The sequence below is a fragment of the Acetivibrio saccincola genome (assembly GCF_002844395.1).
Lineage (GTDB): Bacteria > Bacillota > Clostridia > Acetivibrionales > Acetivibrionaceae > Herbivorax > Herbivorax saccincola.
Map to the genome: position 1 here is coordinate 23,184 of NZ_CP025197.1, position 14,589 is coordinate 37,772.

Annotated in this window: 15 protein-coding genes; 12 read left to right on the plus strand and 3 right to left on the minus strand. The window is 33.8% G+C overall.

The genetic code is table 11. The features are described from left to right. The first annotated feature begins 249 nt into the window (after window positions 1-249). Together HVS_RS00145 and HVS_RS00150 are read left to right on the plus strand one after the other, a co-directional pair. Window positions 250-510, plus strand: coding sequence for a hypothetical protein (locus tag HVS_RS00145; RefSeq protein WP_101298465.1), 261 nt, complete (start codon window positions 250-252; stop codon window positions 508-510). Between the two features lie 181 nt (window positions 511-691). Beyond that, window positions 692-1,678 carry a CotS family spore coat protein gene (locus HVS_RS00150; RefSeq protein WP_101298466.1) on the plus strand — a complete coding sequence of 329 codons (987 nt, stop codon included), beginning with the start codon at window positions 692-694 and terminating at the stop codon, window positions 1,676-1,678. 51 nt (window positions 1,679-1,729) lie between these two features. Here HVS_RS00150 and HVS_RS00155 read toward each other — a convergent pair whose 3' ends face one another. Next, on the minus strand, window positions 1,730-3,400 hold the full coding sequence (locus tag HVS_RS00155) for a formate--tetrahydrofolate ligase (RefSeq protein ID WP_101298467.1): 1,671 nt from the start codon (window positions 3,398-3,400) through the stop codon (window positions 1,730-1,732). Window positions 3,401-3,506: 106 nt separating this feature from the next. Between HVS_RS00155 and HVS_RS00160 the strand changes: the two genes are divergently transcribed. The 6 genes from HVS_RS00160 (at window position 3,507) to HVS_RS00185 (ending at window position 8,656) form a co-directional block, all read left to right on the plus strand. Beyond that, window positions 3,507-3,746: a sporulation peptidase YabG gene (locus tag HVS_RS00160; RefSeq protein ID WP_242971616.1), complete on the plus strand. Its 240-nt coding sequence runs from the start codon at window positions 3,507-3,509 to the stop codon at window positions 3,744-3,746. Window positions 3,747-4,096: 350 nt separating this feature from the next. Continuing rightward, window positions 4,097-4,360, plus strand: a complete 264-nt coding sequence (locus tag HVS_RS00165; protein ID WP_101298469.1) for a Veg family protein — start codon at window positions 4,097-4,099, stop codon at window positions 4,358-4,360. A 225-nt stretch (window positions 4,361-4,585) separates the two neighbouring features. Next, window positions 4,586-6,145 carry a DUF3794 and LysM peptidoglycan-binding domain-containing protein gene (locus HVS_RS00170; RefSeq protein WP_101298470.1) on the plus strand — a complete coding sequence of 520 codons (1,560 nt, stop codon included), beginning with the start codon at window positions 4,586-4,588 and terminating at the stop codon, window positions 6,143-6,145. A 157-nt stretch (window positions 6,146-6,302) separates the two neighbouring features. Then, a complete protein-coding gene (ispE, locus tag HVS_RS00175; RefSeq protein WP_101304015.1) occupies window positions 6,303-7,178 on the plus strand; it encodes a 4-(cytidine 5'-diphospho)-2-C-methyl-D-erythritol kinase in 876 nt (291 codons plus the stop codon). A gap of 4 nt (window positions 7,179-7,182) precedes the next feature. Then, window positions 7,183-7,875, plus strand: a complete 693-nt coding sequence (locus HVS_RS00180) for a GntR family transcriptional regulator (protein WP_101298471.1) — start codon at window positions 7,183-7,185, stop codon at window positions 7,873-7,875. Between the two features lie 37 nt (window positions 7,876-7,912). Next, window positions 7,913-8,656, plus strand: a complete 744-nt coding sequence (locus tag HVS_RS00185) for a nucleotidyltransferase family protein (protein WP_101298472.1) — start codon at window positions 7,913-7,915, stop codon at window positions 8,654-8,656. Between the two features lie 120 nt (window positions 8,657-8,776). On the opposite strand, the gene HVS_RS00190 is transcribed toward HVS_RS00185, so the two are convergent. Further along, window positions 8,777-8,983 (minus strand): heavy-metal-associated domain-containing protein, encoded by a 207-nt coding sequence (locus HVS_RS00190; RefSeq protein ID WP_101298473.1) that lies wholly within the window; start codon window positions 8,981-8,983, stop codon window positions 8,777-8,779. A gap of 217 nt (window positions 8,984-9,200) precedes the next feature. Here HVS_RS00190 and HVS_RS00195 point away from each other — a divergent pair, with 217 nt between their 5' ends. The 4 genes from HVS_RS00195 to HVS_RS00210 all read left to right on the plus strand — a co-directional run bounded on the left by HVS_RS00195 (window position 9,201) and on the right by HVS_RS00210 (window position 13,483). Next, window positions 9,201-10,805: an ATP-binding protein gene (locus HVS_RS00195; RefSeq protein ID WP_101298474.1), complete on the plus strand. Its 1,605-nt coding sequence runs from the start codon at window positions 9,201-9,203 to the stop codon at window positions 10,803-10,805. 73 nt (window positions 10,806-10,878) lie between these two features. Beyond that, window positions 10,879-11,625, plus strand: coding sequence for a PspA/IM30 family protein (locus HVS_RS00200; RefSeq protein WP_101298475.1), 747 nt, complete (start codon window positions 10,879-10,881; stop codon window positions 11,623-11,625). Window positions 11,626-11,682: 57 nt separating this feature from the next. Further along, window positions 11,683-12,474, plus strand: a complete 792-nt coding sequence (locus HVS_RS00205; RefSeq protein ID WP_101298476.1) for a hypothetical protein — start codon at window positions 11,683-11,685, stop codon at window positions 12,472-12,474. Beyond that, a complete protein-coding gene (locus HVS_RS00210; protein ID WP_159063320.1) occupies window positions 12,443-13,483 on the plus strand; it encodes a C40 family peptidase in 1,041 nt (346 codons plus the stop codon). Before HVS_RS00205 ends, HVS_RS00210 begins: the two co-directional genes overlap by 32 nt. On the opposite strand, the gene HVS_RS00215 is transcribed toward HVS_RS00210, so the two are convergent. After that, window positions 13,463-14,572, minus strand: a complete 1,110-nt coding sequence (locus HVS_RS00215; RefSeq protein WP_101298478.1) for an MGDG synthase family glycosyltransferase — start codon at window positions 14,570-14,572, stop codon at window positions 13,463-13,465. The genes HVS_RS00210 and HVS_RS00215 overlap by 21 nt on opposite strands. Window positions 14,573-14,589: the final 17 nt, after the last annotated feature.

The following is a 14,589-nucleotide window of genomic DNA, read 5'->3' on the forward strand; positions in this document are numbered from 1 at the left end:
AATAATATAGACAAAAAGTAATAATAATATATCAGTACTTAAAAATTATTATATTATTGACAAATTTAACATGATAGTATAATATTACATACAGATGATAATGATTAAATATGGATTCTTATAAATAAACAGGAATTTGTTAAAAAATAATCCATGCCAATTTGATATAAAAATATGCAAAACAGATAATTTGAGATGATACATGTTTTTTTAATAAATACATATTTTTTAGAAGGGAGATAACTTAAAATGGATTATATGAAATATAAACTAATCAGGGAATCAATCAGGTTTATCGAGTTATGCCAGATGCATGTGTTGGAAAACAGAATGGAAATCAAGATGTATGATGCCATGACCAATATAAAAATCAACTTTCTAAAAGATATGATGGAAGAAGAAAAAACAAACACTTTTTTAAAAGGCAGGTTTTTTAACAAGATAAATGATTTATTGAGGATAGATTCTTTTATTCATTCTTGCTACTGCTCAAAAAAAGCAAATGTATAAGCGTAAAAAATAAATGTTGTAATAAATTGCCATAATATAAAAAGCTATTATAAAAAAGTGAGGGGTTTTCCCCCTCTTTTTATTTTCCCTAAATTAAAACACATCTTTAATTCTATAGTTTAGAAGACATGAATATAATTGTTTGTAGATTTAATTGTTTCAGTCTGGAGGTTACTTAAATATGCAGGAAACTGAAAAGCAACTATCCAATAGCTATGGATTTGAAATTAAAATGCTGTATAATTACAAAAACAGTTTTATTGCGGAAACCGGGGTTGGGAAAAAAATCATAAAAAAAATGAGCATTTCACCTGAAAGAGTGTTGTTTATACATGGTGCAAAAGAACATTTACACCAAAACAACTTTACAAACATTGACAGATATATATGTACAGAGGAAGGAATGCCTTATGCCATCATAAATGGTGCTTTTTATACAATGACAAACTTAATAAGCGGGAGGGAGTGTAATTTTGATTTAAGAGAGGATGTCGTAGAAGCCTCTAAAACCCTTGCAAAACTTCACAAGGCATCTAAGGGGTATATTCCTCCCCCGGGGTCTGCAAAAAGAAGTGAATTAGGAAAACTTCCCAAATACTATAAAAAAAGATTAGATGAGATAAAAAGGGCAAAAAAAATAGCCCAAAGGGAAAAAGGAACAGTTGATTATTTGATTCTCAAATACATAGATTATTTTTATGAAATGGGAGAAGATGCTTTAAACAGAATATATACATCAAAATATGATATGCTTGTGGAAAAAGCAAGAAATGAAAAAAAATTTTGTCACCGAGACTATTCATACTGCAATATAATATGTGACGATGATAAAATGTCGGTGATAAATTTTGACTACTGCAGTTATGAGCTTAAGATGTATGATATAGCTAATTTTTTAAGAAGAAAAATGAGAAAGTGCGACTGGGATGTGGATGAAGCAAAGGTTATAATGGATTCTTACTGCTCCATTGAACCTATAAGTAAAGATGAGTTTTTGATTTTATATTTAATGCTGCAGTTTCCCCACAAATTCTGGAGAGTGATAAATAAGTACTACAACAGCAAAAGAACCTGGAGGGGAAAAAAATTCTTAAAAAGGTGCGAGGAAGTAATAGAGGAAATAAAACACCATGAAAGATTTTTAAAAGAATTTAAATTGCTTTTTTAAGGCTTTTAAAGCTAAAGGAGCTTTGCCCCTCTAGCTTTAGCATTAATGATTTTAAAACAGCCCGTAAATGGTTCCGGATTTGTCAATATCTATTTTTTCCGCAGCCGGTGATTTAGGAAGTCCGGGCATGGTCATAATGTTGCCTGTAATTGCAACAATAAATCCGGCACCGGAAGATAATTTAACTTCCCGAATTGTTATTTTAAACCCTTCAGGCCGTCCTAAAAGGGCAGGATTGTCAGATAGAGAGTACTGGGTTTTTGCCATGCATATCGGAAGCTTGTCCATTCCAAGGCTTTCTATTTTTTCAATAGCCTTTAGGGCAGAAGGCATATAATCTACCCCTGAAGCACCATAGATTTCCTTGGAAATTATCTCAATTTTTTCTTTAATTTTAAGATTTTCATCATAGAGAGGTTTAAAATCTGATTTGGTTGTGTTTGTAATGTCAACAATTTTTTGTGCCAAATCCCTTCCTCCCTCACCACCCTTGGTGAAGACTTCTGAAATTGCACACTCCACGTTCATACTTTTGCATCTTTCTTTAATATATTCTATTTCTTCGTCTGTATCGGTATGAAAGAGATTTATGGCAACCACGACAGGAACACCAAATTTACGTATGTTTTCTAAATGCTTTTCAACATTGGCAAAGCCCATTTCCAGTGCTTTAATATTTGGGGCGTCTAAATTGTTTTTATCCACCCCGCCATTATATTTAATAGCCCTTATTGTGGCAACTAAAACGGCGGCATCAGGTTTTAACCCTGCATACCTGCACTTAATGTTAAAAAACTTTTCTGCACCTAAATCTGCACCAAATCCTGCTTCAGTAATACAGTAATCAGCAAGTTTTAACCCTAGTTTTGTTGCCACCACGCTGTTGCACCCGTGGGCAATGTTGGCAAAGGGACCGCCGTGTACTAAGGCAGGAGTGTTTTCAAGGGTCTGAACCAAATTAGGTTTAATGGCATCCTTTAAAAGAAGAGCCATGGCGCCGTTGACTTTTAAATCCCTGGCATACACAGGGGCACCTTCATAGGTGTATCCTATTATAATTTTTCCCAAACGCTCTTTTAAATCCTCAATATCTTCAGAAAGGCACAGAATTGCCATTATTTCCGATGCAACTGTTATTAAAAACCCGTCTTCCCTTGGGATTCCGTTTTTCTTTCCTCCAAGCCCTGTTACAATGTTTCTAAGAGCCCTGTCGTTCATATCTATTGCTCTTTTCCATATAATTTGTGTTGGATCTATCCCAAGGCTGTTTCCTTGATGTATGTGGTTGTCAATGGCAGCTGAAAGTAAATTGTTTGCACAAGTTAATGCATGCATGTCCCCGGTAAAGTGAAGGTTAATGTCTTCCATTGGAACCACCTGGGAATATCCTCCGCCAGCGGCACCCCCCTTTACTCCCATTACAGGTCCTAAAGAAGGCTCCCTTAAAGCAATAATTGCTTTATGTCCCAACTTGCTCATTGCCTGACCTATGCCGACTGTGGTAGTGGTTTTTCCTTCACCTGCCGGAGTTGGGTTTATGGCAGTTACAAGAATAAGTTTACCGTCCTTATTTTTGCACACCCTTTTACAAAGTTCAGGTGATAATTTAGCCTTATATTTTCCATAAAGCTCTAATTCATCTTCTAAAATATCCAAATCACCGGCTACCTGGGTAATTGGCTTCATTTCACAGGATTGTGCTATTTGTATATCTGTAAGCATAACTTACCTCCTTAGGCAATTAAATTATAAAAACATAGTATTATTATACCTTTTATCCTTGTTTTTTTTCAACATATATTCACATACAAACACATATAAACATATTATGTATAATAAGGGATGTTATATTTTAAGGGTGATTAAAATGGCACTTAAAATCGGTGATATTGTTTCCAGGAAATCCTACGGCTCTGATATATTATTTGAAGTAGTTGACATAAAGAGGAAAGGGAATAAAAAAATAGCATTACTTAACGCTCTTTTCTTCAGGTTAGAAGCTGATGCTCCTGAAACTGATCTTGTTATTTACAAAAAACAATCCATACAGAAAAAGGTATTATTGTAATTATAGAAGCAGTAAAAAGTAAAATAATTACATGAATCAAAAGTTTATATTCAATAGAAACAAAAGTTAAATATAGGAATGAATTTCTTATAAAACCTTAAAACATAAAATAAGTATTAAATTTTATATCAATACAATATGTTGCACAAACAACACTAAATATTGTCCGTGAATGTTTTGTAAGGGCTATATTTAGTGTAATCCAGTAATATCAAATGATTGTGAAAAAAACTACAAACAAAAAACACTTGACACAACTAAAAAATACTTGTTATAATATATTATTTTTTTGACAAGCTGAATTGTATATGATATAATTATCTTATTACAGAAGACGAGGTGATGGACAAATGGAAAACAACAGCCTTTTCCAAATAAAGAAGGACATAGAAACCTGCGTTGGTCAGAAAGTTCAGCTGAAGGCTAATAAAGGCAGGAAGAAAGCCTTCATAAAAGAGGGAATACTGGAAAACACCTATCCTAGCATATTTGTAGTGAGATTTGAGAATGAATATGAAGCTACAAGAAGAGTATCTTTCAGTTATACTGACGTACTTACTAAAGCAGTTGAAATCGTGGTATGCAAAGACAATAGAAAAATATGTGCCAGCTAGGTGTAAGTATTTCAGTTGTATTTAGTTTTAAAGTTGTAATTTATTTGTAAAATGTATAGGGGACGTAAAAAGTTTTTTAAATAAAAAAATCAGGTATATACCTGATTTTTTTATTTTTTTAGAATATTTACTACGTCTTGTCAATATATATTAATAAGTCTAGTACAAAATCAAAGGTGAAATGACAACAGCCTTATGATCACCAGAAAATAGGAGGAATATAAAATGTCTCTTGAACTTGTTAGAGAATCTGCAAAAATAAATTATACAAAAGGTGAACAATCATCCCAGACAATTATTGAACATGATATAATCGTACCGGATATAAATCCCGATGTTTTGCGTATTCTAGTTTTAGACGGGGAAGTTATAGAAAAAAAATCAGAAGTACTGCAAGACAAAGTTTCGGTAAGAGGGGTTGTGAGGTATAAAATATTATATGTCTCTGATGACAAGGATCAGTCAATAAAAAGCATAAATACTTCATATGAGTTCAGCCATATTTTTGATATGGAAAATTCCAATTCTAAAATGAATGTAAGGGTTAAGGGGGATATAGAGCATATTGACTATGAAATTTTAAACAGCAGGAAAATAAATGTAAAGACAATTGTAAAATTAAAAGCAAAAGTATTTAGTGAAACAGAGCAAAGTTTTGTAAGTGAATTAAAAGGCATAGAAGATTTACAGGTGCTTAGAAAAAATGTGGATATATACTTCTACTTAGGGGAAAATACAGCAAATTATACATTGGATGAAGCTTTAGAAATACCATCTGGAAAGCCCTCAATAAAAGAAATATTAAGGACAGATGTAAAAATCACCGGCAAGGACTACAAAATAGCAGATAACAAAATAATTGCAAAAGGTGATATAAACATACTCACCCTTTATATTGGAGATACAGAAGAAAGAAGTATTGAATTTATGGAACATGAGATGTCCTTTACTCAATCCCTGGATTTTCAGGGGATAGATGAAGATTCGGAATGTGAAATTGACTATAAAATTGAGGACTTTTTCTTTAGTCCTGAGGAGGATAGTGAGGGGGAGCTTAGGATATTAAAAAGTGAAGTAAGGGTTTCTATATGGGCTCAGGCAAGGAGCAAGAAAAACATGGAAGTTATATCCGATGCATATAGCATGAGATCAAAAATAGACTTTGAAACCCGGTTATTTAAGACAAACAAGGTTGCGTGCCAGGATAAAAGCCAGGTGATATTAAAGGAAATTGTAAAGATAAATGGGGAAAGCCCAAGTATTTTAGAAGTGTTTAATGTATTATCCAAATCTGATTTATTTGAAAGCACCATTTCAGGGAACAGGGTGACTATAGAAGGAAGCTTAAATACCGGCATACTATATGTTGCAAATAACAAAGAACAGCCTCTTTTTTGTCACTACAGCGGAATACCCTTTAAACACACCGTTGAGCTGGATGATGTAAGGGAAGGAATGGATTGCGAAGTGGATTTGGAAGTGGAACATTGTAATTTTAGCGTGGTTTCAGAAAATGAAGTTGAGGTAAGGGCAATTATAAATGTTAATACAAAGGTATTGGATGAAATTGAGTATACCTTAATAACTGAGGCTTTTGAAAGTGAAGATAGGGCAGATACTAAAGATTTTGCAAGTCTTACAATATATTTTTCACAGCCGGGGGATGATTTGTGGAAAGTTGCAAAAAAATATTTAACCACCGTTGAAGATGTAAAAAAATTTAACAAAATAGAGGAAGAAAGTCTGGAGGAAGGAAAACAAATTATCATCCCAAGAAAAATATGACGGAAAATTTTAAAACCCTGCTTATAAAAGGCAGGGTTTTAAGCTGGATATTTTCCCGTTGTTGAAAAAGAAACTTATATTGTATATAATTATAAAAGTATACACAGAAAATAAAAACATATGAAGCAAAAACTAATTAACAGGAAAAATGATAAAAATGAATAACATACTTTTAAAAGCAAATGCTAAAATAAACTTATCTCTTGATGTACTAGGAAAAAGAGACGACGGGTATCATGAAGTAAAAATGATTATGCAGTCAATAAACCTTCATGATGATGTATACATTGAAATTACAGATGACTATACAGATGACGGGATCTATATAAGCTGCAATAAGCCTTGGATTCCTACCGGAAGTGGTAATATTGCGTACAAGGCTGCAAAACTTATTAAAAAAAAATATGAAATTAAAAAAGGCATTAAAATAAAAATAATTAAAAACATCCCTGTTTCAGCAGGGCTTGCCGGAGGAAGTACAGATGCGGCAGCTGTTATTAAGGGAATTAACAAATTATTTTCCCTTAATTTAGATAATAAAGAGATGATGGAGCTGGGCAAAACCATTGGGGCAGATGTTCCCTTTTGTATAACGGGAGGGACCGTGCTTTCAGAAGGAATAGGTGAAGTATTGACACCTGTCAGGTCTTTTAGAAATGTGAATATTGTCCTTGTTAAACCTAAGGTTTCTGTGTCAACAGCCTGGGTTTACAAAAACCTGGATTTAAACAATATATCAGAAAGACCGGACATTCCACTGATTTTAGATGCCATTGAAAGGGAAGATATTGGGTGTGTAGCAAAAAACATGAAAAATGTACTGGAGGCAGTTACCGCAAAAAAACACCAGGTTATTGAAGAAATCAAAGAAAAGCTTATAAACTTTGGAGCCTTAGGCAGCATGATGAGCGGAAGCGGTCCTACGGTTTTTGGAATATTTGAAAACAAGGAAAAGGCTCGCTTGGCATACGTGAAAATGAAAAATAGCAAATGTGAATGTTTTATGGCGGAAACACTATGTGAGGAGATGTAGTATTATGGCGGGTAAACTTTCAAAAGTAAATCTTAACGATTACAAACCTTTGAGGGAAGTTATTTTTAATACACTAAAAGAAGCTATCATTTCAGGAGAGCTAAAGCCGGGAGAACGCTTAATGGAGGTTAAGCTGGCAGAGAAAATGGGAGTCAGTCGTACACCAGTAAGAGAGGCCATCAGGAAGTTGGAGCTGGATGGTCTAGTTGAAATGCTGCCTAGAAAAGGTGCCCATGTGGCGGAGCTATCTGTCAAAAACATAATGGATGTTTTAGAGGTACGTGCTTCCCTTGATGGTCTTGCTACTTCTCTTGCTGCCGAAAGGATAACAGATGAGGAAATAAAAAGTTTAGGTCAGATTCTTTCTCAGTTTAAATCTTATGCAGAAAAAGATAATTTACAGGGAACTATAAAAAAAGATGTTGAGTTTCATGACTTAATTTATAGTGCTTCAAGAAATGATAAACTCATTCAAATTGCGTGTAAACTAAGGGAACAGATTCAAAGATTCAGGGTTATATACCTGAAGGACTACAGCAGCCATGAGGTTTTAATTAAAGAGCATCAGGATATATATGATGCCATTTCAAAAAGGGATGGGGAACAGGCCCGGATTTTTGCACAAAAGCACATAAAAAAGCAGGAAGAAAATATTATTAAGGCTCTGAAAAAAATAAATGGGAAAGAGACTAAGTAATACATTGTTTAGTATTTTAGATTGAGAAGGGGAAAGTATGATAAACACAATAATTTTGGCAGGATCACAATCTGATGAAAGCTGGAGCGGCTATAAAAATAAATGCCTTATAGAGATTAACAAAAAGACATTAATAGAATATGTAATAGATGCATTGAGAAATGCTAATGATATAGGAAAAATAGTAGTTGTGGGTCCTAAAGAAGATATAGCAGGTGCTGTTATGGGGAAAGTTGATGATATAATAGATTCAGAGGGTTCAATTGTTGAAAACCTTATGAAAGGTATAAGATATTTTGATAAAGACGAGCATTTATTGGTTTGTACTGCTGATATTCCTTTGATAACACCTGCTACAATAAATGATTTTGTAAGTAAGTGTAAAGAAACAAAGGGGGATTTTTGCTACCCTGTGGTTGAAAAATCCCTTAATGTAAAACTGTATCCTGAATTGGAGAGAACCTATGTAAAAGTGAAAGAAGGAACTTTTACAGGGGGGAATATTGTTTATATTAAATCCTCAGTTATACAATCTTCCCTGCCTTTAATTGAAAAGATGGTAAACTACAGAAAGAGCCCTCTTAAAATGGCACGGGTATTTGGTTTTTGGTTTTTTGTAAAATTACTGCTGGGAAGATTGTCCATAGAAGATGCAGAAAAGAAAGTTTTTAATATTTTAAATATAAAGGCAAAATGTATAATTTCAGAACACCCTGAAATAGCAAATGATGTTGATAAATTAAGCGATGTAATTGTTGTGAATGCCCATCTCAGTAAATAAGGCGATATAATTAAGTGAATAAATTTAACAAGTAAAGTAGTTTAATGAGTGAGACAATTTAAGTAAAAATAAAAGTGCAGATTATTAATTTCCTGCACTTTTATCTTTTAAAAGTATTTTTTACAAAACTTCATAGCCCATTTTTGATATATGATTTTTGATTTCTTCAGGGCTTATGTCAGAAGGATTGTATTCCACTTTAAGTTGCTGGCTTTTTAAGTCAACTGATGAATTGGTAACGCCTTTTATTCCTTTTACATTTTCTTGAATCTTATCAGAACATGCACCACATGAAAGGGTGGGAACATTAAAAGCCACCGTCTCCATAAAAAACCTCCTTATGCTGTTTTTAAATACCCTTTTTATTATTCGCTTTAAATATTCAAAACATGTATTAAAAATAAACAAAGACAAGGGTATCAATTACAATAATTTACATTGATATGAATGGTAAGTATGGTAAAATAGAAAATAAATTATTTAATTTTTTTATCAGGAGGTTTAGGCCAGAAAACATTCTTAGTTTTCTGTGCTTTATTAGTTTATGTGGTACGATAAATTTTTAAGCATATACAAAGCGGGGATATCCCATGAATTTATTCTCTATTTTAATATAAGGGATGTTGTTGATAATTACAGGTATATTGATAGGTACATTTATGAGGAGTTTATAAAATGCAGGAACTTTTCCATTGTAGCATTTTATGACATATCTAAGGGATTGACTTTTTTAGAACCTGAAATGGAATGGGAATTTAATAAAATCACTTTAAATGCGGTAAAAGACTCCATGCATGCAATGCCCTCTAAATTGTTTTATTATATTGACATGGCATTAAAGGACACAAAAATGGCTTTATTTATAGACCATGTGGAAAAAATAATACCATCAGGTGATGTGGCATCAATGTCCCTTGAAGAGAGAACAGCCCTTATCTGGATATGTGAATGGTCAAACAGCGCCAAAATATCCTCCGTGGGAAGCACGATATTTATGCTGGCAAACACCCTGGCTGAGGTAAACAGCGAAGTGTTAAAGTCAGCATACAGAATAGAACCTATACTGGTGGAACTTCCCAATGAACGGGAGAGGGCAGAGTACATACAATATCTTTTAAAGGACAATAGTGTTGCCATGGATATTTCTGTACATGACTTTGCAAAGTTGTCTTCCGGGCTTAGCAAAAAAGCCATAAAAGATATAAAGCTTAAATCTGAAGCAGAAGGTGTGCCTATAAGCTTTGAATTTATCAAAGAAAAAAAGCACTCTGTTTTAAAGAAGGAATACGGGGATGTATTGGAATTTATTTATCCTGAAATAGGATTTGAAGATATAGGAGGAATGGAAAAGGCAAAAAACTATCTTTTAAAAAATGTTGTTGAACCTGTTAGAAAAGGTGATTTAAGAAGGGTTCCAATGGGCATACTTTTGTGTGGTCCTTCAGGGACGGGGAAAACTCTTTTGGTTAATGCATTGGCAAAGTCCAGCGGTTTTAACTGTGTAAAAATAGATATGTCCAGGATACTGGGACAGTACGTGGGTGAGAGTGAAAAAAACTTTAAAAAGTGCCTTTTAGGCGCCCAATCCCAGGAACCGGTGATAGTTTTTGTTGATGAGATAGACACTGTTTTTAGAAGAGGAGAAAGGGACGACAGTGGGGTGGGCAGAAATATTTTCAATGAATTTTTGCAGTTTACCGGCAATACAAATAATAGAGGTAAAGTAATATTTATTGCGGCAACAAACAGGCCGGATCTTTTAGATGCAGCCCTAAAAAGAGCGGGAAGATTTGATAAAAAAATACCGGTTTTATTACCGGAGGAAGATGAGAGGGCTGAAATATTTAAAATAATTATAAAAAAATATGGATTTAGCACCAGCATAGAAGACTTTTCCCCTTTTGCAAAAGAGACGGAAAATTATACAGGAGCAGAAATTGAAGCAGTTGTGAGAAAAGCCTATGAGATAGCAAATGAGGAAAACATTGAAGGGGGAACAATTACAGAGGATGTGCTGAAAGAAGCTGTAATGCGTCTAAGACCAAGTACCCAGCAGGTGGAATTTATGACTATGTTGGCTATAAAAGAATGTGATGACAAAGATTTACTCCCTGAAAGGTACAAGGATTTATTAGATGACAAAAAATAATTTGCTATTTACAAAGACCAACATTTATTATAAATTAATGAATAGTAAGAACTATTCTTAAGGAGGAGCACATATGGGTTTTTTCAGCAGATTAGGAAGTATGATAAGAGGCTTCTTTGGAAGGCTGTTGGGAGGATTAGAAGAAAATAATCCTGACCTCTTATTTGAAGATATAAAAAATCAAATAAAGAAGGCAAGAAAAGAAGCTGAACAGCAAGTAATAGAAATTAAAACAAATGCAGAGCTTATAAAAATAGAAATGAGAAATGCAGAAAAAAATTTAGCTGATGTCAGGGCAAGGATAGAGGCTGCAAAAAGACAGGGAGACAAAGAGCTATTAATAGAACTTCTTATGCATGAAGAAGAGTATCAGACTGTATATGAAACCCATAAGGCTACTCACGATAATGCCATGAAAGAAGTTGAGGCAATATGGGAAAACTACAAAGTGTTTGAATCTGAAATGAATGCAAAGCTAAATGAATTAAAGACTTTAAAGACCCAGGAAAAGATGGCAAAATTAAGGGAAAACATAAATACCGTCAATGCAAAGTATGCATCTAAAAACAACAGAATCAGAAATATAAATGAGAATATGGACAGAGCAAGGGAAATTGTCAATAGAAAGATTGCAAGGGCAAATGCTGTTGAAAGTCTTAATGAAAGTAATATAGATATGAAATTAAAAAAATTAGACTTAAATTCTGCCCGTGAAAGGGCAAGGGTAAGGGCAGAGGCCATGCTAAGCGGCGCCGATGGCGGCTTTGAAGTAAAGGAGAAAATAGAGAACAAAAAGGTAAATCTTAAGAAAAACCAGTAATTTAAGAAAAATCGGCAAGCATTTATTATCAAAAACAAGGGTTGCAGGTAATTTATTATGAAGTTTAAATTGTTTATAAGTTCACTACTTAATGGCAGAAATATAGGGACTCTTACAATTCTTTTAATGTTTTCAGGAATGGCAAGTGAAAGCAGGGGAGACCTGTTGTTTCTTCCCTTAAGTGCTGCATCTTTTGCTGTGTATTCAGGGCTAGTGATTCAAAGTTTTACCAGCAAGAAATTTCAAGAAAAATTCATTAGCAAAATGAAGCACAGGAATATAAAAAAGCTGGACAGGACATGTATAACACTAGCGGATGATGCAAAGAGATACACAAATGCAGCCTATTACAAAAAGCTGCGTTTAATTATGGATGATAAAAATGAAATAATGAAACTTTATTACAAAGAGGGTCCGAACTTTTTAAATGAGAAGATAACGGAAAAAGCCCTGGATTTGGTTATTTCATATATAAAACTTTTAAAAAGCTTTTGTATAAGGTATAAAGAGCTTAATTCAGTAGATGTAAAACCGGTACAGGAGAGAATTGCAAAAAACTCCCGAAAACTAAATTTCACCAGTGACCCGAAAATACGTGAAAATATAAAAAAAATAATTGAAATGGATGAAAAAATATTGTCCAGGTTAAAAGAGGAAAAATTAAATTTAGAAAGAATAGACACCCGTCTTGATTATATAAAGAGTACAGTGTATATGTTAAAACAGCAATTAAATTTAAAGCTCGGAACAGAGGAAGAGCTTTTAGAAAAAATTGAAGGGGCTGTAAATGAGGCTATTGCCCTTGAGAGTGTCTTGGATGAAAGAAATAAAAGGAGAATTAAAATTTAATGGACAAATACTTAGGATGGTTTTGGTGGTTGGAATGGTTGGTGTAAGAAAAAAAGTAATTTTAATAATATCTGTTTTATTAATTTCTTTTTTATTTGTATCCTGTGCAAAAAAACCTGATACCGGTGAAACACTAATTGAAATAGATGAGGCATATTATAAAGACAAGGCAGTTGTAATAAGTACGGTGGCAGATATTTTTAAAGAAACTGATTTTACATCCCAACGACTTACCCAGGCACTATTTAATCAGGAAGTTACCGTTCTTGGAAGTGAGGGTGGGTGGTCTAAAGTCAAAGTGTCTGACGGCCATATTGGCTGGATCAGGACAAAGAGCATAGATGAAAACTGCAGGAGTATAATGAAGGAACTCTACCAAGACAGGGTTGTGGTTACAGGGAAGACAAAGAAAATTCTTGACAAGCCGGAGGGCAGGGTTACGGTAAAGGATGTGGTAATGGGCACTGAGCTCTACATATTGAGTGTAAAGGACAATTATTATGAAGTGGCCTTGCCTAAAAACACCACCGGATGGATTGAAAGGAAAGATACAATTGTGGTGCCTGCTAAAGAGCCAATACCAAAGACTTCTGGTAAAGATTTAGCTGCTACCGTTAAAAAGTATTTAAATACCCCCTATCTTTCCGGCGGGATCAGCACATGGGAAGGGATAGATTCCGCAGGTCTTTTGTACATATGCTGCAAAATAAACGGTTTTGAATTTATAAAAGAAGACTTTTTTGACTATCATAATTTTAAAGGTAAAGATATTAATATAGAGGATATTGAGCCGGGGGATTTGGTTTTTTTAAATAACGGAAAGGATTTAGAAAAAGTTTTTGATGTTGGTATTTATACCGGGGAAAATCAATTTATCTATGTCAGTAAATCTGCAGGGGTTGTGGCGGATTCCATACAAAGTGAAAAATTTCAAAACAACCTGATAGGTATAAAAAGAGTATTTGATTCAGTTGATTCAGGCAGTGCATCAGAGCAACCCTTCAATTAAATTAACTATATTTTTTGCTGAATAAGGGGTGGAAAGAGTTTTAGCCATCTCCTTCATATGCCGGAACCTTGTTTGGTTGTCTACTGTCTGGCATAAAATATTTTCTATATCGTCATTTTTAGAAATGGTTACTGCAGCTCCGGAAGTTACAAGAAATTTTGCATTTCTCTCTTCCTGGCCGGGTATGGGTGAATTTATAAACATGGGAAGTTCTTTTACAAGGGCTTCTGATATAGTCATACCACCGGGTTTAGTCACGAGAATATCTGCTGCATCCATAAGAGTGGAAATGTTATCTGCATATCCTAATATTCTAACCTTTTTATTTTTAAATGAGAGGGAAATTTTTTCAAGTCTCTTTTTAAGCTGTTTATTTTTCCCGCATACGGCAATTAACTGCATTTCCCTGGAACACTTTCCAAAGCCTCTAAAAGCACTTTCTAAATTTCCATATCCTAAACTTCCACCCATAATAAGAACGGTAAATTTGTCCTCTAAGGACAGTTCTTTTCTTGCCAAAGACTTTTCCTTTTTCTCTAAAAAAATTTGTGAAACAGGTACCCCGTATGAAAATATAGTTTCTCTTGGAATGCCGCATCGTATCATGTCCTCTTTTATATAATCATGCCCTACTATAAAAGCTTCAATATTTTTGTGAAACCACAGGGGATGATTTACATAGTCAGTTAAAATTGAAACGGCAGGTGTGGAAATTTTATTTTCTTTTTTTAAATAAGAAACCATCTTAAGGGGGAAAGGATGTGTGCACACTATAACAGAGGGGTTAAACTCTTTAACCAGCCTTTCTATTTTAGGTGACAGCATAATATTCATGATATTGCTTAGTTTATTTAAAATTTCTTTATACTCGGACAAACTATACAGTTTTCCGTACAGCCGGGGTTTTAGTTTTATCATTTTTAAATATCCGTCCACAATAACTTTATGTGCTAAAGGGTTTATATATTTAAAAGTATCCACAATTATATTTTTTGAATGAGGATATTTTTTTTCCACATATTCTTTTAAGGCATAGGCAGCTTTTAAATGTCCCGCTCCCATTGATATTGATAAAAACAAAATATCCATAAATACACCCCGCAAGT

Excerpts from the sequence above, each read along its gene's own strand:
- HVS_RS00145 (WP_101298465.1), top strand. The coding sequence starts at position 250 with ATGGATTATATGAAATATAAACTAATCAGGGAATCAATCAGGTTTATC.
- HVS_RS00150 (WP_101298466.1), top strand. The coding sequence starts at position 692 with ATGCAGGAAACTGAAAAGCAACTATCCAATAGCTATGGATTTGAAATT.
- HVS_RS00155 (WP_101298467.1), bottom strand. The coding sequence starts at position 3,400 with ATGCTTACAGATATACAAATAGCACAATCCTGTGAAATGAAGCCAATT.
- HVS_RS00160 (WP_242971616.1), top strand. The coding sequence starts at position 3,507 with ATGTATAATAAGGGATGTTATATTTTAAGGGTGATTAAAATGGCACTT.
- HVS_RS00165 (WP_101298469.1), top strand. The coding sequence starts at position 4,097 with ATGGAAAACAACAGCCTTTTCCAAATAAAGAAGGACATAGAAACCTGC.
- HVS_RS00170 (WP_101298470.1), top strand. The coding sequence starts at position 4,586 with ATGTCTCTTGAACTTGTTAGAGAATCTGCAAAAATAAATTATACAAAA.
- ispE (WP_101304015.1), top strand. The coding sequence starts at position 6,303 with ATGAATAACATACTTTTAAAAGCAAATGCTAAAATAAACTTATCTCTT.
- HVS_RS00180 (WP_101298471.1), top strand. The coding sequence starts at position 7,183 with ATGGCGGGTAAACTTTCAAAAGTAAATCTTAACGATTACAAACCTTTG.
- HVS_RS00185 (WP_101298472.1), top strand. The coding sequence starts at position 7,913 with ATGATAAACACAATAATTTTGGCAGGATCACAATCTGATGAAAGCTGG.
- HVS_RS00190 (WP_101298473.1), bottom strand. The coding sequence starts at position 8,983 with ATGGAGACGGTGGCTTTTAATGTTCCCACCCTTTCATGTGGTGCATGT.
- HVS_RS00195 (WP_101298474.1), top strand. The coding sequence starts at position 9,201 with ATGTGGTACGATAAATTTTTAAGCATATACAAAGCGGGGATATCCCAT.
- HVS_RS00200 (WP_101298475.1), top strand. The coding sequence starts at position 10,879 with ATGGGTTTTTTCAGCAGATTAGGAAGTATGATAAGAGGCTTCTTTGGA.
- HVS_RS00205 (WP_101298476.1), top strand. The coding sequence starts at position 11,683 with ATGAAGTTTAAATTGTTTATAAGTTCACTACTTAATGGCAGAAATATA.
- HVS_RS00210 (WP_159063320.1), top strand. The coding sequence starts at position 12,443 with ATGAAAGAAATAAAAGGAGAATTAAAATTTAATGGACAAATACTTAGG.
- HVS_RS00215 (WP_101298478.1), bottom strand. The coding sequence starts at position 14,572 with ATGGATATTTTGTTTTTATCAATATCAATGGGAGCGGGACATTTAAAA.